The sequence below is a fragment of the Paracandidimonas soli genome, assembly GCF_004342005.1.
Taxonomy (GTDB): domain Bacteria; phylum Pseudomonadota; class Gammaproteobacteria; order Burkholderiales; family Burkholderiaceae_B; genus Paracandidimonas; species Paracandidimonas soli.
Genome location: NZ_SMBX01000013.1, coordinates 16,713 through 35,974, shown reverse-complemented (window position 1 = coordinate 35,974; position 19,262 = coordinate 16,713). Strand labels below are relative to the sequence as shown.

Genomic DNA, 19,262 nt, shown 5'->3' with positions numbered 1-19,262 from the left:
GGCCCCTGTCGTAATGCGGCATGCATCTCCTCGGGAGCATGAATGCCGCGCGACCTAATTCGATGGAGTTTCATGCAAGTTCTGGATGCTCATGATGAGACTGTAGGCGCTCCTGCCGCTCAAGCGCATCGCGGCGCACGCAAAGTCAAAGACAGGTTGCAGCCCGCGCTGCTGGACAGATTGACCGATGCGGCTCCGGAGCAGCGACGCGAGAGTGCGACGTTGCAGGTCATGTCATATGCGGAACTGCGCAAGGCCGTACTGCGTGATCTGAGATGGCTGTTGAATACGGCGAACATGGAGAGCAGCCATGCGCTGGAGGGATTCCGGCATGTGGCGTCGTCCACGCTCAATTTCGGCGTACGGGCCCTGGCGGGGAAATGCATGTCGGAAATCGATTGGTCCGACATGGAGATGTCGCTGCGCCAGGCCATAGTGACGTTCGAGCCCCGGATACTGCCGGACCGGCTGGAGGTTCGCTGCGTACACGATGAGGCGGCAATGATGAACAACAATGTGCTGAGCTTCGATATACGCGGCTTGCTGTGGTGCGTGCCTTATCCCCAGGAATTCCTGTTCCGCACCGATATCGATCTGGAAAGCGGCACGACCGACATCAAGGAAGGCGAGCGGTGGTAATGGATGCAAGGTTGCTGGATTATTACAACAGAGAGCTTGGATACCTGAGGGATCTTGGGGCGGAGTTCGCACGGGAGTACCCCAAGGTGGCCGGCAGGCTGGGCATGGACGGGATGGAGGTTGCGGATCCCTATGTCGAGCGTCTGCTGGAGGGATTCAGCTTCCTGACGGCGCGCATCCAGATGAAGATGGATGCCGAGTTTCCGCGCTTGTCGCAGCGCATGCTGGAAGTGCTGCACCCCAATTATCTTGCGCCGCTGCCATCGATGATCATCGCAAGATTCGATCCCAGCATGAACGAGGGCAGTCTCGCGCGAGGTTTTACGCTGGCGCGCGGCACGGCCTTGCGCGGCCAGATCCCCAGGGGCGAGCAGACGGCATGCGAATACCGCACTGCGCACGAGTTGACGCTCTGGCCGATACGCCTGTCGCATGCGGCGCTGGGCGGCATCCCCGTCGATCTTCCGCTGGCGCGCTGGGGGATGACGCAGTTGCAGGACCCTGTCCGCCACGCTTTGCGCATGGAATTCGAGCTGTGTGGCGGCACGCAGTTCGAGGAATTGTCGCTGGACGAGCTCAGCCTGTTCCTCGCGGGCCAGGACGGAGCCATGCAGCGTCTGCTGGAGGCCATGATCAGCCATTGCGCCGGCGTCGTCGTGCATGAGGCCTCGGCGCGGCCGAGTTGGTTCAAGCGATTGGGGCGGGACGTGATCAGCCATGATGGCTTTGGCGACGAGCAAGCATTACTGCCGGGCGACGGCAGAGGTTTCCAGGGGTACCGCCTGCTGCAGGAGTACTTCGCTTTTCCCTGCCGCTACCAATTCGTCCGCCTGAAAGGCCTGTCGCAGGCAAGGACGGCGGCCGCCGGGCATGCGCCTGCGGGAGGCACCAAGCGGTTTGCCGTCACGATTTTGCTGACGAAGAACATGACGGAGCTGGAGGGTGTGATCGATGCGCAGGACCTGGCGTTGCATTGCACGCCGGCCATCAACCTGTTTCCGCGCAGGGCGGATCGCCTGACGTTGACGGAGCGCTCGCATGAACACCATGTCGTTGTGGACCGCAGCCGTCCGCTCGACTACGAGGTGTATGAGGTGCAGCAGGTGCTCGGGCATGCGTCCGCACGGGAGGATCGCCAGTTCCGTCCTTTCTATCAGTCTTTCTCTGCGGACGACGGAGACTATGGCGTCTATTTCAATGTGCGGCGCGAACCCAGGCTGGTGTCGGACCGTGCGCACCGGCAGGGGCCGCGCTCGGTCTATCTGGGAAGCGAGACCTTCGTTTCCCTGGTGGATCGCCACGAGGCGCCGCACGCTTCGGACTTGCGACAGCTTAGCGTGGACGTCCTTTGCACCAACCGGGATCTGCCATTGCTGTTTTCGCGCGGCCTGCACACGGATTTCACACTGAGGGTCTCGGCGCCGGTCCAGGCGGTCAAGGTGCTGCGCGGGCCGTCGCGGCCGCGCGCCCCTCTGGCGGATGGACAGGCGGCATGGCGACTGGTCAGCCATATGGGGCTGAATTACCTGCAACTGGTCGACCTGGATGAGGCCCAGGGGGCTGCCGCGTTGCGGGAAATCCTGGCGACATTCGGCGAGATGGGGGATGCGGCCGTGCGCAAGCAGATCCAGGGAGTGCGCTCCGTCAAGGCCAGGCGCGCGCATCGGCGCATGCCTGTGCCCGGGCCCATCGTCTACGGACGGGGCGTGCGTGTCGAAGTCGAAATCGACGAGACGGCTTTTTCCGGGCAGTCGCCTTTTCTGTTCGGTGCGGTGCTGGAGCGCTTTCTCGCGCGGCATGTTTCCATCAACGCCTTTACCGAAATGCATCTGTCCAGCCTGCAGGGCGGCTACCTGTCCGGCTGGCCGGCCAGGGTAGGCGGACGGACGATCCTGTAATGGTGCCGCATCGTGGATGATCTGTTCTGGAGCGATGCGCAGGCGCAGCCGTATCGGTACGACCTATTCCATTTACTGCGCTGGGTGGAAGCGCGCAGCGGCATGCAGGGCCAGTTGGGCAAGGCAAGAAGGGCACGCGAGGAGCCGGTACGTGTGAGGCAGGCGCCATCCATGGCGTTCGCACCGGCGACGATTGCAGGCGTGCGCAAGCCGGAAGAAGGCAGGGCTGCCCAGGTTTCCATCTACAGCTTCGGCTTGTTCGGCCCCAATGGGCCGCTTCCGCTGCATATGACGGAATATGTGCACCAGCGTGTACATCATCATCGCGACAACGCGTTTTCCGCTTTTGCGGACCTGTTCCACCAGCGTCTGATCCTGTTGTTCTACCGGGCGTGGGCGGATGCCCAGCCGGTCGTGGACCTGGACAGGATGCAGCAGCACTTCACGCGCTACGTCGCCAGCATGATCAATATGGGTGCGGAAGCTCCCTCGGCCGCCCGCAAGGGGCCGGGGCTGCATTCCCGCCTCTACATGACGCCGCATCTGGCGCGGCAGACGCGCAATGCCGAAGGCCTGGAGCATATCCTGTCCAGCTATCTGGGGGCGCGGGTGCGGCTGTTTCTATACATGCCCGGGTGGCTGCGGCTGGAGCCGGATGCGTGCACCCGGCTGGGCGTATCGGGCAGGCTTGGCCAGGACACTGTGCTGGGCAAGAAGGTCAGGGATGTACAGCATCGCTTCCGCCTGTGCATAGGCCCCTTGTCCCTGGAGGACTACCTGGATCTATTGCCGGGGAAGCGGAGGATGCGCGACATCCAGGAGTGGGTGCGGCTTTACGCTGGACTGGAATATGCGTGGGACGTGCTGCTTGTGCTGGCCGCGGACCAGGTGCCGGGCGTGCGCCTTGGCGCGATCGCGAGCGGAGCGCTGGGACGTTCTTCCTGGCTGGGGTCGTGGCGCCGGGAAAAGGGCGATGCCGCCGATTTCATCAAAACCTATTCAGAACCGGATGGTGACTATGTCTGACATCAATCGCGCCGAGCTCTTCGAGCGGCTCAATCCCGTGCTCATGGAAAGCCTGCAAAGCGCGGTGTCTTTTTGCAAGATCAGGGGGAATCCTTATGTGGAGCTGGCGCACTGGCTGCATCAGTTGCTGCAGCGCCAGGAGAACGACCTCTGGAGGATCGTGCGCCATTTCGGGATGGACGACGCGGCGCTGGCCGCGGACTTGCTGCGCGCATTGGAAAGCCTGCCGCGCGGGGCTGCCAGCGTATCGGATTTTTCCGCGCATATCGATGATGCCGTCGAGCGGGCATGGCTGTACGCCTCGGTCAAGTATGGAGCGCAGCGCATACGCGGCGGGCATCTCCTGGCAGGCTTGATGAAAACGCCTGCGCACCAGCGCATGCTGGCCTCCATGTCGAACGAATGGAATCGCATCGTGCCGGACGTGCTGGTACGCAGCCTGCCCGATATCGTCGCGGGCTCGACCGAGGACGATGCCGCATTCGCCGGCTCGCCCGCTCCAGGCGCGCCCTTGTCGGAGGAGCGCGGACTGCGCAAATACGGGCAGGATCTGACGGCCAAGGCCGAGGCTGACGAACTGGACCCGGTGACGGGACGCGAAGCGGAAATCCGTCAGATGGTGGATGTCCTGCTGCGCCGCCGCCAGAACAATCCGCTGATGGTGGGCGACGCGGGTGTCGGCAAGACGGCCGTGGTCGAAGGACTGGCCATACGGCTCGCGGCCGGGGACGTGCCGCCGGCGCTGCAGGGCGTGCGCCTTTGGCTGCTGGACATGGGAGCCTTGCAGGCGGGCGCCGGCGTGAAAGGGGAGTTCGAGTCGCGCCTGCGCGAAGTGATCGAGGATGTCCAGGACAGTCCCGTGCCCATCGTCCTGTTCATCGATGAGATCCATACTCTTGTAGGGGCGGGAGGCGCGCAGGGAACCAGCGATGCCGCCAACCTGCTCAAGCCGGCGCTGGCGCGCGGGCAGTTGCGGACCATAGGGGCGACCACGTGGTCGGAATACAAGCGGCATATCGAGCGCGACCCGGCGCTGACGCGGCGCTTCCAGGCGATACAGGTCGAAGAACCGGATGAAGAAAAAGCGATTGCCATGCTGCGCGGCGTCGCGCTGAAGTTGTCTGGCCATCATGGCATCCTGCTGCTGGAAGAGGCGATCGAGTCGGCGGTTCGCCTGTCGCATCGCTACATTCCTTCGCGACAGCTGCCGGACAAGGCGATAGCGCTGCTGGATACGGCATGCGCGCGTACGGCGGTCAGCCAGCACGCGCAGCCTCCGGTATTGGAGGATGTCTGCCGGCGCATCGCCCTGCAGGAAAATGTGTTGCGGTCGCGCGGCCGCGAGGTCAGGATAGGCCTGGCGCGGGAAGGCAGCCTGCAGGCCCTGGAGCAGGAGCTGGGTCGGTTGTGCGAGGAGCGCGATGCGCTGCGCGAACGCTGGAGCCGCGAGATGGCGCTGGCGCAGGAGTTGTGCGAATTGCGCCAGGTCTTGATGGGAACCGGGAACGACGCGGATGGGACTTCCAGGTCGCGCCTGGATGCGTTGACGGCCGAGCTCGATGTCTTGCAGAAAGAACGGCCGCTGATCCATCCGGCAGTGACCGGGCAGGTTGTCGCGGAAGTCGTGTCCGACTGGACCGGCATCCCTGTGGGACGTGTGATGAAAGACCAGGCCAGGACTGTGCTGGATCTGGCGGACATGCTGTCGCAGCGCGTGCTCGGGCAGCGGCATGCGCTGGAGGCGATTGCGCACCGCGTCCAGATTTCCAGGGCCAGGCTGGAGGACCCGGGCAAACCCGTCGGCGTTTTCCTGCTGTGTGGACCGAGCGGTACAGGCAAGACGGAGACGGCGCTGGCATTGGCCGAAGCGCTGTATGGCGGCGAGCAGAATCTCATCACGATCAACATGAGCGAGTTCCAGGAGTCGCATACCGTCTCGACGCTTAAGGGGGCGCCGCCCGGCTATATCGGCTATGGCGAGGGCGGCGTGCTGACCGAGGCGGTCAGGCGCCGGCCGCATAGCGTGGTGCTGCTGGACGAGATCGAAAAGGCGCACCCGGACGTGCACGAAATGTTTTTCCAGGTGTTCGACAAAGGCTGGATGGAGGATGGCGAAGGCAGGCACATCGATTTTCGCAATACCTTGATCCTGCTGACTTCCAATGTCGGCAGCGAAGCGGTGGCCCGGGCCTGCCATGACGAAAGCGCCAGGCCTGACCCGGAAACGCTGGGGGATGTGCTGCGTCGCCCGCTGCTGCAGGCGTTTCCCGCCGCTTTGCTTGGCAGGCTCAGCGTGGTTCCCTACTACCCGCTGACGCAATCCCTGGTCGTGGACATCGCGAAGCTCAGGATAGGCAAAGTGGCGCAACGCCTGCGCGAGCATCACGGCATGACACTGCGGTTCGAGGACTCCGCCTACGATCTGCTGCTGGCGCGTTGTGCGCAGTGGGAATCGGGCGCGCGCATGATCGATGCCATCCTGAATGCGGAAGTCCTGCCGTCCATCAGCCGGCATCTGCTGGAAAGCGATATGCATGTGACGGAGCGGGGTGCTGATGCGCAGGACGAGACTGCCAGGCCCGCCGTCATCCGGGTGGAGGCCAGGGACGGGCATTTTGCCCATGACGTCCTGAACGAGGCGGCATTGGCCGAGTTTGCCTGATGAAGGATGGAATACGGAAGTGTTTCCATGTTTTTCCGGGATGCCAATAAGGTAACGGCAGTAAGGAAATGGTTTTGTCATGTCCGCGTCATGCGGCATTTCTAACATCAGCGCGATAGGCGCTTGCGGGAAGAGGCACGAGCGGCAGAAAGGCTGGTAATCGTGCACGCGGATCCGCACAGCTTGAATACAGGAAGAGAGTAGGCCATGAATCGCATCGTTACCGTCAAGTCCGCCATCCAGTATCCGGAAGTGCATTTCCGCAGCATGACGGGAGAGGAGGCGCTGTCTTCCCTGTTCGAGTTCCAGGTGGAGCTGCTGCTGCCCACGCATTCTCTGGATCTCAAGCAGGTGCTTGGGCAGCAACTGACCCTGGAGATTGCACAGGAGAATCTGCAGGCTCGCTATTTGAACGGGCAGGTGACGCGCTGCTCTCTCGTGGGGCGGGAAACGGCGACATCGCGCTTCTATGTGTATCGCGCAACGGTGCGCCCCTGGCTTTGGTACCTGACGCAGACGACGGACAGCAAGATATTCCAGCAGAAATCAGTGCCCGAGGTATTGCGCGAGGTCCTGTCGGAGTATGGCTTTCCTTTCGAAGTCCGCCTGAGCGGCGACTATCGCAAGTGGGAATATTGCGTGCAGTACCAGGAAAGCGATTTTTCCTTCGTGAGCCGTCTGATGGAGCACGAGGGCATCTACTACTGGTTCGATCATCAGGATGGACAGCATACGCTGGTCATCAGCGATGGCATCGGTGCGCATGCCGACAGCCCCTTCATGCCCCTCATTCCTTACTACGGGCCGGACCGGGCCGTGCTGCCGCAAGAGCAGCACATATCGCGCTGGGAGCCGGCTGAACAGATCACGCCGGGCTCGTTCGCGACGGTGGATTACGACTTCAAGAAGCCTGCTGCGAGCCTGGATGCGCGCCGCAGCAATCCCGGCCAGCATGCCTATGGCGACCTGGAGGTCTACGAGTGGCTGGGCGGATATACCGATCCGGACCAGGGCGAGTTCTATTCTCGCATTCGGCTGGAATCCCTGCAGGCGCAGCATGTCCAGGTGGAAGGGCACAGCAATGTGCGCGGCCTGGCGCCTGGCTATCTTTTCACGTTGCGCAATCATCCCCGCATGTCGGAAAACCAGGAGTATCTGGTGCTGGGTGTGGCGTACCGGATAGAGGAAAACGGCTATGCCAGCAATCCCGAGGCGGAGAGCCGCTTCGAGCTGAATTTTTTCGTCATGCCGTCGTCGGTTCCCTTCCGGCCGCTGCGCACGACGCCGGTGCCGCGTACGCACGGCCCGCAGACGGCGCGTGTCGTGGGCAAGTCGGGCGAGCAGATCTGGACGGACCAGTTCGGACGGGTCAAGGTGCAGTTCCACTGGGATCGCTACGGCCAGAAGAACGAAAACAGTTCCTGCTGGGTGCGGGTTTCCAGCCCGTGGGCCGGCAGCGGCTTTGGCGGCGTGCAGTTGCCGCGCGTCAACGACGAAGTCATCGTGGACTTCATCGGCGGCCATCCCGACCGGCCTATCGTCATCGGACGCGTCTACAACGGCAGCAACATGCCGCCATGGGAGCTGCCCGCCAACGCGACGCAGAGCGGCTTCCTGAGCCGTTCCCGCGATGGAGATCCGAGCACGGCCAATGCGCTGATGTTCGAAGACCGTCCTGGACAGGAGCGCATCTGGCTGCATGCGGAGAAAGACTTGCAGACCGAAGTCGAGGCGGACGAAAACCACAATGTGGATGGCAACCGGACGACGGTGATCGGCGGTGATGATACCTTGACCGTGCATGGCAAGCGCACGACGACAGTGCACCAGTTGGAAAGCGAAACCTTCCTGGAGGGAGCAAACCGCACCGTGACGGGCGCGGTCAACGAAACCGTGAATGGCGACGAGACGCGCACCTTCACCGGCAACATCATCGAAACCATTACCGGCAATGTCGATGAAACCATCACCGGCAACCTGGCGCAGACCACTACAGGCGACGTAACGCGCACCATTACCGGTCCCGTTGTGGACACGACTACGGGCACAGTCGATGAAACCATTACCGGCAATCTGACACAGACCATCACGGGGGATGTCACGCGCACCATCACCGGGCCCATCGTGGATACGATTACCGGCGACGTTACCGAAACGGTGACGGGCGCCACGGTCAGCACTTTGAACGGTACGCTGGACAAAACCATTACCGGCGCGGTAACCGTGAATGCCACGGCCAGCGTGACGATCAATACGCCTTCGTGGACAGTCAATTCAGGCCCGACCTCGTTCTGGCAGGACAGTTTCGCTAAAGGAACACCCATGCGCGCTTCCGTGGTGGGGCTGTCCGCAGACGCCTGGGGAGCCCGCCTGCAGGGATATGGGCTCAACGCCCAGTTCGGGGCGGTGAAGCTGGACTTTTTCGCGCTCAGCAACAAGACGTTCGGGCTCAAGAGCGAATTCTCCGGCAGCGAGGTAAAGGCGGCTGCCGTGGCCACGAAGACGGCGGGCCTGAATCTGATCAACGCAATCGCCAGTATTTTCCCTTGATGAACATGGCCAAGCTTGCAACCATCCTCGTCGTCGTCAGCGCCTTGCTGATCGCCTGGATTCTGTACTGGGGCAGCGGAATGCCGCCTTGGGCTGTCGCCATGAGCGTGTCCATGGTGCTGGTTTTTGCTCTGCTGGTCTGGGTGGCGGCGCCCAGGCCAAGCCCAGAGGCGCTGCTTGCGCGAGAGCTGGCTGCCATGAGCGATGTCGCTCTGGTGCAGGGCAAGGTGCTGGGCGTAAAGCGGCTGGGAGAACGGGAAACCCACACATTGAGAGAGATTCGCCTGTCATTGGACATAGCTCTGGATGGCATCGAGCAGTCCGTCACGCTGCAGATCCTGGTGGAAGATACTCGGCTGCCGGATTTTTCCACCGGCAGCATACTGCATTTCCTGCAGGATCCCCGGCAGCCGGAGCGTTTGGCGATAGATCGGCGCAAATCGCCGACGCACATCAAGTAAGGGAATCATGCGTATCATCAAGCCCATGCGGCTGGGACTCCTGACCCGGCCATATCTGCACATGCGCCGGCATCAGGTCGGCGTTGCCGTGATGGCATTCGCGACCATGGACGATGCACCGGCCTTGCTGATGGATGCCGGGTTGTGGAAGCTTGCGGGAGACGTGCTGGACGAGGACGAGACCGTCGATCTGGGTATTCCCAAGCCCTGCGCCGAGTTCCTGGTCAGCGGCAAGGCGTTTCCGCACGATCCGGCGACCCCAGGTCGCTGCGCCGTCCGGGCGCGCGTGGGTGACCTGGACAAAGCCCTGATCGTGACGGGAAAGCGCTATTGGAGCGATGGCAGGCCCAGCGATCCGGAGCCTGTCGCCGGCACGCCGCTGGACTGGCATCACACCTATGGCGGCCAGGGTTACGAGGAAAATCCGGTAGGCATGGGCCTGGCGCGAGGCGATGACGGGCGCCATCCTCTGCCCAACGTGGAGCCGCTGGAAGACCGTATCGAACGTCCTGGCCAAGAAGGGACTCCCGTCAGTTTCGGGCCGGTTTCGCCCATACGTCCGCGCCGTTTTTCCAGGGTCGGGGGGTTCGATCCCGCCTGGCTGGAAGACGGGTTTCCGGGGCTGCCCGATACGCTGGATCCGCATTTTTTCAATACTGCGTCTCCTGACCAGTGGTTCGATGGCGAGTCCGAATTGCCGCAAGGCCTGGACTATGACTTGTGGAACTGGCATCCGGAGCGGCCTTGTCTGAGCGGTACGCTGCCGCCGTGGCGAGCGCGCTGCTTCATCGTGCGCAAGACGGCCGGCGGAGAGGTGTCGCCGCAGACGCTGGAAGAAATCGATATGCGCTGTACGACGGTCTGGTTCTTTCCGGACAAGGAGCGCATGCTGCTGGTCTACCATGGCGCAGTGCCGGTTGAAACAGATGATGGCTCGGACCTGGCGCTGATCATGCCGGCGCTGGAGTCGCCGGATGAGTCGGATCGTGGCCTCGAGCACTACGCCAAGGTGTTGCGCCAGCGCCTGCCCAGGGAAACCGGCGCCCTGTATGCGATTCGTGATCGGGATCTTGCGCCTCCGGCAAGCCTGCGTTCCATCCCCGGACTGGACGAGGAAGGAAGCGTGTTGTCGCGGCCCAGTGTCGTCAACCAGAAGCAGCGCGCCGAGGACATGCGGCAGGAAATGCTGGAAAAGATAAGACAGGCCGGCCACAACGCCGAGGACTACGGCCTGGACTGGAGCACACCGGAAATCGGATTTTCCCTCGACGACCTGCCGGAGATGGTCCGCATGGCGAGGCGCGAGTCGAGGCTGGGCAAGGCGCGGCTGCTGCGGGAAAAACGGCAGGCACGCGAAACGGTGGAGAAAGCGTTTGCCAAGGATCAGGACGGTCAGCGCAAGGCGCAAGGCTTGCTGGATGGACTTGCTGCTCCGCCGGGCGGGCCGCCGAAGACGGATCAGCCGGGCGTGGCGGCTTTGCTGGGCATGGCGCGCCAGGCCCAGGCGGAGCGCGGCGGCAGCCTATTGTCCCAGGAGGTGCTGGATCTCATGGAAGGCGCACAGCGGCAGGCACGGGACGTGTATCGCCTGACGGCCCATCGCCAGGGGCCGGCGGAGCAGGCGCCGGGCGGACGCAGCGTGCGGATGCGGCGCAGGGTGCTGGCGCTGATGCAAGGCAGTCGCAATCTTTCGGGCCTGGATCTGACCGGCATCGACCTGTCCAGCCTGGACTTGTCTGGAGCGCAGTGCCGCGGCACGTGGCTGGAAGGCTCCGATCTTTCCGGGACGAGTCTCGCCGGCGCGGATCTGGGCGAGGCGGTGCTGACGCGCGCAATATTGAGTGAAACGGATCTGCGTGGAGCCAGCTTGCGCAAGGCCAACCTGGGTGGAATGCTTGCCGCCAGAAGCCGTTTCGACAATGCCGCATTCGCCGAAACAGTGCTGGATCAGGCTGTGTTCGCAGAGTGCGCATTCGACGCTGCGGTGTTCGAGGACTGTCAGTTGGCGGGTACGGATTTCAGCGATTGCAGCTTCGATGGCGCTCGGCTGTGCAACGCGATGTTCTGGCAGGAGACACGACTGGTGCGCACCCGTTTCCGCCAGGCCGCCATGGAAAAGGTGACGTTTCTGGATTGCGCTCTGGAAGCCGTGGATTATGGCCAGGCGTCGATGACCAGCTGCGTCTGGATGCAGGGAGCCGCCTGGGCGCCTTCCACGTTCGTTGGTGCGAGACTGACCACCTGCTGCGCGGTGGCGGCGGATTTCTCCGGCAGCGATTTCAGCCAGGCCGTCTTGAAGGAGTGCTGCCTGCGCGAAACGCCTCTGGACCGTGCGAGGTTCGACGGGGCGCGCCTGGATACCTGCGATCTTTCCGGCGCGAGCCTGCGCGACAGCAGTTTCGTGCTGGCGGACGCTGGCAACAGCCTGTTCATGGAAGCCGATCTGACGGGCGCGGAATTTCGCGATGCCGACCTGATCGACGCATTGATGCAGAAAAGCGATCTGCGCTTCGCGGACCTGAGCGGAGCGAACCTGTTCCGGGCGGATATCTCGCAAAGCCTGCGGGACGACAGCACATGCGCTGCGGGCGCTTATGTGAAGCTGGTCAAGACGCTGCCGGCTGCGCCTGCCGGCGGGAGGGCCGCGTGATGGCGATGCGCGCGGATGATGTGCGGCGACTGATCAAGAAGGGCGAAGTCCTGATCGATGCCGACTTGCGAGAAGTTGCGTGGACGGCGGGAGACTATGCGGGCGCCGTCTTTCAGCGTTGCGACCTGCGCGGCTGCGACCTGCGCGGCGTAGACTTGCGCGACAGCAAGTTCATTTCCTGCCGATTGGAGCAGTCGCGCTGGGACGGCGCCTGCCTGAACGATTGCATTTTTCACGAGTGCGAAGCGCAAGGCGTGTCGATGCGAGGCGCGTCGGCTGCCGGCATGAACTGGTCGCAGAGCAGGGCGAACGGCCTGGATCTGCGCGAGTCTCGCCTGGATCGTTGCAATTTCCTGCGCACCACGCTGAACGATGCGGATTTTTCCAGTGCGGCCATGTACCAGTGCCCGTTGAGCGAATGCGAGGCGCGAGGCCTGCGCCTTGACGATACGGTTCAGGACGGCGTCGTTTACTTCCGCATGGATCTGCGCCAGGCCCGGCTTGCAAATATCGACTGGCAGAGCGTTGTCTGCGTGGAAACCGATCTGTCGAGGCAGGACTTCGCGGATCGCCGCCTGGAACGCTGCCAGTTGACCGACTGCCGTCTGGATGGCTGCGATTTCAGCGGAGCGCAGCTGTCGCAGACCAGCTTCAAGGGGGCCAGCCTGCGCGAGGCGCGGCTGACGGGGGCGCAGGCGTCGCGCGCCATCTTCGTGCAGGCGGATCTGTCGCGCTGTGTGGCCGATGGCGCACGCCTGGCGCAGAGCCTGTGGCCGGATGCGACGCTGGATGGGGCGAGCCTGGCGCATACGGATCTGACCCAGGCCGTGCTGCACCGCGCGCGCTGCGCCGACGCGTCGTTTGCCGGAGCCACGCTCGACTATACCGACTTTTCCTATGCCGATCTGACGCGCGCCGATTTTCGGGGCAGCCGCATGATGCGCACGCAATATCACCGCGCACTGACCGACGAAGCACGCTGGGACGCCAAAGAGGGAATGCTCGAACGCGATCCATTGCTGTTCGAAGCCGAATTGTGGTCGGCGCGCAGGGTTACCACCCGGCGCGACAGCCGCTGAATCCAGGAGCACATTGCATGTTCGCCAACTGCCAATTGATGGGAATGGATCTGGCCTTTCCGGATATCTGCAAGACGCCGCCGGCATTGATCCCTATTCCATATCCCAACTTTGCGCTGGGACCCATGGGCATTCCCAACGCCTGGAATATTCTGCTGATGGGCATGCCGGCGCACAATTTGGCGACCACCATCGTCATGACCAATGGGGACAATCCCGGCCTGGCGCTGGGTCTGATATCTCCGTCGGTCATGGGACCGTCGCGCCATATCACTTGCGTGCCCAATGTCCTGTTCAAATGCATTCCCGCCACGCGCCTGACCAGCCTGAGCCTGCAGAATCGCACCAATGCGCTGGGCGGACGTGTCATCCCCAGCCAGATCAAAGTGTTGCTGCTGGGGGCGGGCAGCGGCGGCGGCGCGGGCAAGGGAGGCAGCCAGGGAGGAAGCGCGAGCAAAGGTGGAGGCGGAGGGAATAGCGGCAGCGCCGGCAAGCTGGCCAGACAGGGGAAATCCGCCAAGACATCCAGTGGCAAGGCGGGCAAGCCGCGCAAGAAGAGCCTGCGCGAGCAATACCTGGGCCGCACTCCGGGCAAGAAATCCGCTACCGGCCGCAAGGTGCAGGCCCGCATGCGCGGAGAAGGCAAGCTGCGCGAGAATCCCCTGACAGGAAAGACCGAATTCAAGGCATCCAATAACAAGTGGTACGACCTGAAGAACGCCGATATGGCGCACTCGCCCAAGGATGCCGTGTCGTGGTGGAACAAGGTCGGGCGGCACCACGGCGCAAGGTCGCCCAAGGTGCGCGAGTGGATGCGCAACCCTGACAACTATGTATTGGATCATTTCAGCTTGAACCGTTCGGCTGGCGCTAAACTAGGCGAGCGCTACCTGCCGCCATTGAAGTAATACGCAGTCCAGGAACCACAATGAGTGACGTAATATCTCTGCCGCCCGACATCGAGGAAAAACTGTACGCGCATGGCGCGCTGGGCCGGGAGGCCATGGAGGCTGGCGATATCGCCGCAGCCGAAGCCCATTTTCTCGATGCATGGGCCTGCATCCCCGATCCCAAGCTTGGGCATGATCACGCGGCCTCCATGGCCGTGGCCTTGACGGGCTTCTACCGTGACGCCGGCCGGATTGATCAGGCCGGGAAGTGGCTTGCCATCGCCCGAGAGGCCTACGGCCCCGATCCTGATCCCGATACCGAGTTCCTGGCGGCGACCGTGCATTTCGCGGCTGGCGAAGAAGACGAGGCTTTCGACATATTCGACGCCTTGTACCGGCAGTACCGCAAGCGGCCCTTCCAGGAGGAAGACCCTCGATACCTGGATTTCTACCTGGTCCGGGCCGCCCGTCGCAAGAGCCGGCCTGTTGCATGAAGGTCCGGTCCACTCTTTTACAGCCCACTGATCCAGGACGATAGAGCTATGGAACTCCCAGACGAAATCTATGAACAGGTAGAGCAGCTTTCCGAGCAGGGCAACGACCTGTGCGAAGAGGGCGACTTCACCGGCGCGATCGCCGTGTGGCAGTCTGCGCTGGCGCTGTTGCCACCGCCGCGCCAGCAATGGGAGGCCTCTGTGTGGCTGCACGCTTCCATCGGCGATGCGTATTACCAGGAAGATGAATGGCAGGATGCGAAGGCGGCATTTTTCGATGCGTTGAACTGCCCGGATGCCCAGGTCAATCCCTTCGTCCACTATATGCTGGGCAAGACCCTGCTGCGCCTGGACGACGAAGAGGGCGCAGTCGATCACCTGCTGCGCGCCTATATGCTGGATGGCGTGGATATCTTCGACGCGGATGAGGAGGAGGGCCCCGATGCGCTGGCGCTGCTGCAGAACAAAGGCCTGGTGGACGAGCTCTGAAAAAATCGTAAATAAATATTCGTGTCATCAAGCGGAGACACTGTTTTTCTACAGTGGGATTCTGTCGGGACGGCTTGGTCCCAAACACTAGAGAGAAAGCAATGGGAGCAGCTCTAGGCGCGCGCGCCATACTTGAATACGATCCGGTCCAGCTGATAGGAGAAGTCACGCGGGTGGATTCCCGAGGCATTTGTACGGTTCGCTGCGATATGCGTGACTGGCATGTCGAGCGGGCGGCCAGCTGCCTGCTGGCGCCGCAGAATGGCGATACTGTGCTGATCAGCGGCCCAGTGCCGTCGCAGGTCTACCTGATTGCCGTCATCCGCCAGGCCGAGCCTGATGCGTCCAGGCTGGAAGTGCCAGGCGATCTGGTGATCGCGGCCAAGGATGGCGGTATTTCTCTGGAGGCGGGCCAGGCATTGCGCCTGCAAGGGCGCGTCAATGCGAGCCTGGATACGCCGCTGCTGGAAATGCGCGCCGACGAGGCGAACTGCACCGTGGGCAAGATGGAGTATCTGGGAGTCCAGGCGCGTGCTTCGATAGGCTCGTTGCAGCTGGTGGGGCGCGTGTGCGAGGTAGTCATGGATCGCATTTCGCAGCTGGCGCATAGCATTTTCAGGCTGGCGCGGGACACCGAGCAGGTGAGGGCCGGCCATATTGATTACCAGGCCGAGCAGTCGGCCAGGATGCACGGCCGCCAGGCTGTGCTCACCGCGAAGGATCTGGTCAAGGTGGATGGCGACCAGATCCACATGGGCTGAACACGCCGTCGGCATAGTCGCGGCGCCTCGCCTGGATCCCGGGCAGGCGCCGGGCGAGGCCATTGCTCCCGGCATCGCGCGGGAACAATGGCCGTCGCCGCGATGCCCTTGGCTTTCTGACGAACGGGCCTTATCGGTCCGGCGCGGAATCGCGATTCTTGTCCGTACCAGCTGCTGTCGGAGTGGTGCTCGACGCCGGAGTTTGGGGGGGCGTATGCAGGCGGACGGGAAGATTGAGGGCGGGCCTGTGATCCGCGCGTGTCCTGACGGCGGCCGGCGTCTTGTCGGCGACGTTCGAAGCGTAGGCTTCGCCGATGCTGTCCAGGATGGATGGCGTTGTCGTCGCGCCGGTCATCCCAGTGGCGGAGCCAAGAAGGGAAATGCTGCCGTCGGTCAGCGAAGGATTGCCGGAGGATTGCCAGGACTTGCCGTCCAGCCGCTCCAGGGGGTCGCTGCTCTCCAGCGCGTCCAGAGCGCGCGCGGGCTTGAGTTGCCGCAGAGGATCATGGCTGTTGCGCTCGGCTGCGCTTTCCATGGAAAACGGGTGTCGCGTGTCCAGGCTGGGAATGGCGCCGACGGGAACGGTTCCGGATCCCAGCAGATCGGAAAAAAGATCCTCTGTCCCGTCATCGTTCGAATCAGCGCCTGCGGCTGCGGGGACGGAATCAGAATGTGCCTCGGCGTCGGCGTCAGGCATCGTGCCGGCAACTGGCAGCGGAGTGTTGTGGTCCTCGCAGATGGCGATCTGGAATAGGGAGGAAAAGCACAGGCTGGCCTGTCCGGATATAGGATGAGCCTGACCACAGTCCAGCGGGATACCGTCGACGCGGAGTTCGCCGTTTTGCGACAGCCGGATGACCGCCCAGCGAGACCGCACGGAGTCGAAACGGATTGCGGCCTGCAAAGGAGCGATGGCATCGGAGCCATCCTGCAGCTGGATATCGGCGCCATGCCAGGCGCCGATGGTCGCTCCCGGGGGAAACACGTCGTATTGCCGTATGCCGTCGGAGCCTGTGCATTGAAGCGCGAGGCGATGGCCCAATACTGTGGAGAGTGGGTTGTCCTGCATCATTGCACCTGCTTCGCCTGTTCGAAGACGGGGCCCCATTGGGGATGCCCGCGCTCGCCATCGCTCAGGTCGAAATCGGGCTGCAGGGAGAGGATGGTCTGGAAGCGTTCCTTGCACATGGCGGCATAGTTGCGCATGCAAAGACTGAAGGCCTGCAGCTTGAGGGCTTCGACACGAATGTCCGAAGGCGCTTCGTGCAGCCTGTCGTCGCGTGCGACCCTGGTGATCACATCGCCGTAGTTCCCGCTGTCGTAGGATTCGCGCACGGATTGAAGCGCCGTTCGGGAGTGCTGTATTTGCTCGTTCGAGTACCGCTGCTGGGATGTTGTTTGCGTGCAGGCTCCCAGCATGAAAAGACTAGCTGCGGCGAGCCATCTGGCATGGCGAAACAATGTCGTCGGTTTATGCATATTGGATATCGGTGGCGTCAGATAATCTGGGGTGATGAAAAGATGGTCGTCAATGTAGAGAGGAATGACGACAGCTTGATGACACCGTTGTAACGCTTGCCGATGCATGTCTTCCGATTCGTAACGATGGTAACGGATGCGGCGCTTTAACAAATCTGTCGCATTGCGACGCTGAAATGTGCCTTTTCCCGGATCCGCCCGGCATGCGGATTGGGTGGATTCGAATCATAAGGAAGGCATGAAGCTGCGTATGCGTTTATCCAGGTTTCCATGGATCGTGCTGCTGGCATTCGTCCTGGCGGCATGCGCCTCGACATCCAGCAAGCTGGCAAGCCCCTATGTCGTCGAGGTCGAGGCGGGCAAAGCGGTCAATCCGACGGAGGACGGCAGGGCTGCGCCGGTGCAGGTTACGGTGTATGAATTGAGCTCGCGGCAGGCGTTCGATCACGCCGACTTCTTCGCATTGTTCGAAAGGCCGCGCGAAGCGCTGGCGCAGGATCTGCTGCATCTCGAGCAGTTCGTGCTCCAGCCGGGAGAAAGCCGATCCATCGAACGTCCGGGAAAGCTGGAGGCGAAGTGGCTGGGAGTCGTCGTCGCTTTCCGCGATATCGACAATGCGGGCTGGCGCGAAGTCGTAGCGCTTCCGGAGCCTGTCAGCACCAATATCTACAAGATCTGGCAATTCAGCCCCAGAGAGGAAACGATACGCTTCATGGTCGATCGCAAGGAGGTTTCCCTGAAGGACAGGGAAAAGCCGTTCTTTCCGAAGATTTTCTAGTCAAAAGCAGAAATCCTATCTATGTCATTTCAACCCAAAGTGGTATGGACCGAAGGCATGTTTCTTCGGCCGCAGCATTTCCAGCAACTGGAACGGTATTTCGATCATCAACTGAATGTGCGCACACAGGTGCAGCAGGGTTTCTATTGGGGAGTCCACTCGCTGACGCTTGATGAAGAGGCACTGCAGATAGGAAAGATCGTTCTCAGGCAGGCGGTTGGCGTAATGCCGGACGGCACGCCGTTTTCCATCGATACGCAGACGCAGCCGGAGCTGGTACTGGACGTGCCGGCGGACGTGCGCCAGTGCCGGGTCATGCTGGCGCTGCCCATGCGCCGCAGCGGAGGGCAGGATGTAAGTTTCGATGGCGAGGGAGAGTCGCTTGCGCGGTATGCCGTGGTGGAGCGATCGCTGCCCGATCGCAGCATGGAAGGCGGCGAAAGCGCGCTGGTGCAACTGGGCGTTCCGTGCTGGCGCCTGAAGCTGGAGCGCGATATGGGACCGGAATGGGTCGCCATCCCACTGCTGCGTGTGCTGGAGCGCGGTACCGACAACCGCCTGCGGATCGACATGGATTACATTCCTCCGACGCTTGCTGCGGGCAGGCAGCCGCGCCTGCTGCGCTTCCTGCAGGAACTGCACGGCCTGCTGGCGTCGCGCAGCGAAGTCCTGGCTCATCGCGTGCTGCAGAGCGGTCGCGGAGGCGTGGCCGAGGTGGCCGACTTCATGATGCTGGAGCTGATCAATCGCTATGCGGGACAGACCTGGGCCGACCTCCAGTTCCCCGATGCGCATCCCGGGCAATGGTTCCGCAACTGGACGGAACTGGCCGGAGCCCTGGCGACCTATGGAGCCGCGCAGCGGCGCCTGGCGGAAATGACGCCTTATGTCCACGACGACATGGCGCCGGGCTTCGAGGTCTTGATGCGCGAGTTGCGCCGCCTCCTGTCCACCGTGCTGGAGCAGCACGCCATTCCCATCGTCCTGGCGGATCGCGGGCAAGGCGTCAGTGTGGCAGAGATTCACGATGCGGAGCTGCTGCAGAGCGCAGACTTCGTCCTGGCCGTACATGCGGACTTGCCCGCCGATGTCCTGCGTCGGCGCTTCCCCGCCCAGGTAAAGATAGGTCCCGTGGATCGCATACGGGACCTGGTGCATCTGCAACTGCCAGGCATCGAGTTGCAGGCGCTGCCCGTGGCGCCCCGGGAACTGCCCTACAACGCGGGCTACGCCTATTACGCGCTCGGCAAGAATGGCGATCTCTGGCGGCAACTGGAAAGAACGGGCGCCATGGCGTTGCACCTGGCCGGGGAGTTTCCCGACCTGAGGCTGGAGTTCTGGGCCATTCGCGCCTGATGATGCATTTACCACGCGCCAAAGCGCGAGCCTCGTTGTTTACGACGCGG

Annotated in this window: 16 protein-coding genes; 14 read left to right on the top strand and 2 right to left on the bottom strand. The window is 62.6% G+C overall.

Annotated elements, in window-relative coordinates; all coding sequences use genetic code 11:
* The first annotated feature begins 72 nt into the window (after positions 1–72).
* The 12 genes from tssE (at position 73) to EV686_RS17195 (ending at position 15,599) form a co-directional block, all read left to right on the top strand.
* The gene (gene tssE / locus EV686_RS17250; RefSeq protein WP_132478203.1) at positions 73–639 is read left to right on the top strand and encodes a type VI secretion system baseplate subunit TssE; all 567 of its coding nucleotides are present in this window, start codon (positions 73–75) and stop codon (positions 637–639) included.
* Positions 639–2,537 (top strand): type VI secretion system baseplate subunit TssF, encoded by a 1,899-nt coding sequence (gene tssF, locus EV686_RS17245; protein WP_132478202.1) that lies wholly within the window; start codon positions 639–641, stop codon positions 2,535–2,537. The genes tssE and tssF overlap by 1 nt, the downstream gene beginning before the upstream one ends.
* A 12-nt stretch (positions 2,538–2,549) precedes the next feature.
* On the top strand, positions 2,550–3,563 hold the full coding sequence (gene tssG, locus EV686_RS17240; protein ID WP_165972671.1) for a type VI secretion system baseplate subunit TssG: 1,014 nt from the start codon (positions 2,550–2,552) through the stop codon (positions 3,561–3,563).
* Positions 3,556–6,225, top strand: a complete 2,670-nt coding sequence (tssH, locus tag EV686_RS17235) for a type VI secretion system ATPase TssH (protein ID WP_132478200.1) — start codon at positions 3,556–3,558, stop codon at positions 6,223–6,225. The genes tssG and tssH overlap by 8 nt, the downstream gene beginning before the upstream one ends.
* A gap of 207 nt (positions 6,226–6,432) precedes the next feature.
* Positions 6,433–8,775 (top strand): type VI secretion system Vgr family protein, encoded by a 2,343-nt coding sequence (locus tag EV686_RS17230; protein WP_132478199.1) that lies wholly within the window; start codon positions 6,433–6,435, stop codon positions 8,773–8,775.
* A 5-nt stretch (positions 8,776–8,780) separates the two neighbouring features.
* A complete protein-coding gene (locus EV686_RS17225; RefSeq protein ID WP_132478198.1) occupies positions 8,781–9,236 on the top strand; it encodes a hypothetical protein in 456 nt (151 codons plus the stop codon).
* Positions 9,237–9,243: 7 nt separating this feature from the next.
* Entirely contained in the window at positions 9,244–11,886 is a 2,643-nt protein-coding gene (locus EV686_RS17220) for a DUF2169 family type VI secretion system accessory protein (protein ID WP_132478197.1), read from the top strand.
* On the top strand, positions 11,886–12,965 hold the full coding sequence (locus EV686_RS17215; RefSeq protein WP_243650942.1) for a pentapeptide repeat-containing protein: 1,080 nt from the start codon (positions 11,886–11,888) through the stop codon (positions 12,963–12,965). The genes EV686_RS17220 and EV686_RS17215 overlap by 1 nt, the downstream gene beginning before the upstream one ends.
* Before the next feature lie 17 nt (positions 12,966–12,982).
* Complete coding sequence (locus EV686_RS17210; protein WP_132478195.1) at positions 12,983–13,873, top strand: PAAR-like domain-containing protein; 891 nt, start codon at positions 12,983–12,985, stop codon at positions 13,871–13,873.
* A 20-nt stretch (positions 13,874–13,893) separates the two neighbouring features.
* Positions 13,894–14,349, top strand: a complete 456-nt coding sequence (locus EV686_RS17205; protein ID WP_132478194.1) for a hypothetical protein — start codon at positions 13,894–13,896, stop codon at positions 14,347–14,349.
* A gap of 48 nt (positions 14,350–14,397) precedes the next feature.
* Positions 14,398–14,838, top strand: coding sequence for a tetratricopeptide repeat protein (locus EV686_RS17200; RefSeq protein ID WP_132478193.1), 441 nt, complete (start codon positions 14,398–14,400; stop codon positions 14,836–14,838).
* Between the two features lie 101 nt (positions 14,839–14,939).
* Entirely contained in the window at positions 14,940–15,599 is a 660-nt protein-coding gene (locus EV686_RS17195; RefSeq protein WP_132478192.1) for a DUF3540 domain-containing protein, read from the top strand.
* A 130-nt stretch (positions 15,600–15,729) separates the two neighbouring features.
* Here EV686_RS17195 and EV686_RS17190 read toward each other — a convergent pair whose 3' ends face one another.
* Positions 15,730–16,671: an FHA domain-containing protein gene (locus tag EV686_RS17190; RefSeq protein ID WP_132478191.1), complete on the bottom strand. Its 942-nt coding sequence runs from the start codon at positions 16,669–16,671 to the stop codon at positions 15,730–15,732.
* Complete coding sequence (locus EV686_RS18750) at positions 16,668–17,018, bottom strand: TssQ family T6SS-associated lipoprotein (RefSeq protein ID WP_279389503.1); 351 nt, start codon at positions 17,016–17,018, stop codon at positions 16,668–16,670. Before EV686_RS18750 ends, EV686_RS17190 begins: the two co-directional genes overlap by 4 nt.
* A gap of 298 nt (positions 17,019–17,316) precedes the next feature.
* Between EV686_RS18750 and tssJ the strand changes: the two genes are divergently transcribed.
* Both tssJ and tssK read left to right on the top strand, forming a co-directional pair.
* Entirely contained in the window at positions 17,317–17,856 is a 540-nt protein-coding gene (tssJ, locus tag EV686_RS17180) for a type VI secretion system lipoprotein TssJ (RefSeq protein ID WP_132478190.1), read from the top strand.
* 21 nt (positions 17,857–17,877) lie between these two features.
* Positions 17,878–19,212: a type VI secretion system baseplate subunit TssK gene (gene tssK, locus EV686_RS17175; protein ID WP_132478189.1), complete on the top strand. Its 1,335-nt coding sequence runs from the start codon at positions 17,878–17,880 to the stop codon at positions 19,210–19,212.
* Positions 19,213–19,262 lie beyond the last annotated feature (50 nt).

Bases quoted from the DNA above. Each gene is read 5' to 3' on its own strand.
- tssE (WP_132478203.1), top strand. From the start codon at position 73: ATGCAAGTTCTGGATGCTCATGATGAGACTGTAGGCGCTCCTGCCGCT.
- tssF (WP_132478202.1), top strand. From the start codon at position 639: ATGGATGCAAGGTTGCTGGATTATTACAACAGAGAGCTTGGATACCTG.
- tssH (WP_132478200.1), top strand. From the start codon at position 3,556: ATGTCTGACATCAATCGCGCCGAGCTCTTCGAGCGGCTCAATCCCGTG.
- EV686_RS17230 (WP_132478199.1), top strand. From the start codon at position 6,433: ATGAATCGCATCGTTACCGTCAAGTCCGCCATCCAGTATCCGGAAGTG.
- EV686_RS17225 (WP_132478198.1), top strand. From the start codon at position 8,781: ATGGCCAAGCTTGCAACCATCCTCGTCGTCGTCAGCGCCTTGCTGATC.
- EV686_RS17220 (WP_132478197.1), top strand. From the start codon at position 9,244: ATGCGTATCATCAAGCCCATGCGGCTGGGACTCCTGACCCGGCCATAT.
- EV686_RS17215 (WP_243650942.1), top strand. From the start codon at position 11,886: ATGGCGATGCGCGCGGATGATGTGCGGCGACTGATCAAGAAGGGCGAA.
- EV686_RS17210 (WP_132478195.1), top strand. From the start codon at position 12,983: ATGTTCGCCAACTGCCAATTGATGGGAATGGATCTGGCCTTTCCGGAT.
- EV686_RS17205 (WP_132478194.1), top strand. From the start codon at position 13,894: ATGAGTGACGTAATATCTCTGCCGCCCGACATCGAGGAAAAACTGTAC.
- EV686_RS17200 (WP_132478193.1), top strand. From the start codon at position 14,398: ATGGAACTCCCAGACGAAATCTATGAACAGGTAGAGCAGCTTTCCGAG.
- EV686_RS17195 (WP_132478192.1), top strand. From the start codon at position 14,940: ATGGGAGCAGCTCTAGGCGCGCGCGCCATACTTGAATACGATCCGGTC.
- EV686_RS17190 (WP_132478191.1), bottom strand. From the start codon at position 16,671: ATGATGCAGGACAACCCACTCTCCACAGTATTGGGCCATCGCCTCGCG.
- EV686_RS18750 (WP_279389503.1), bottom strand. From the start codon at position 17,018: ATGCTGGGAGCCTGCACGCAAACAACATCCCAGCAGCGGTACTCGAAC.
- tssJ (WP_132478190.1), top strand. From the start codon at position 17,317: ATGAAGCTGCGTATGCGTTTATCCAGGTTTCCATGGATCGTGCTGCTG.
- tssK (WP_132478189.1), top strand. From the start codon at position 17,878: ATGTCATTTCAACCCAAAGTGGTATGGACCGAAGGCATGTTTCTTCGG.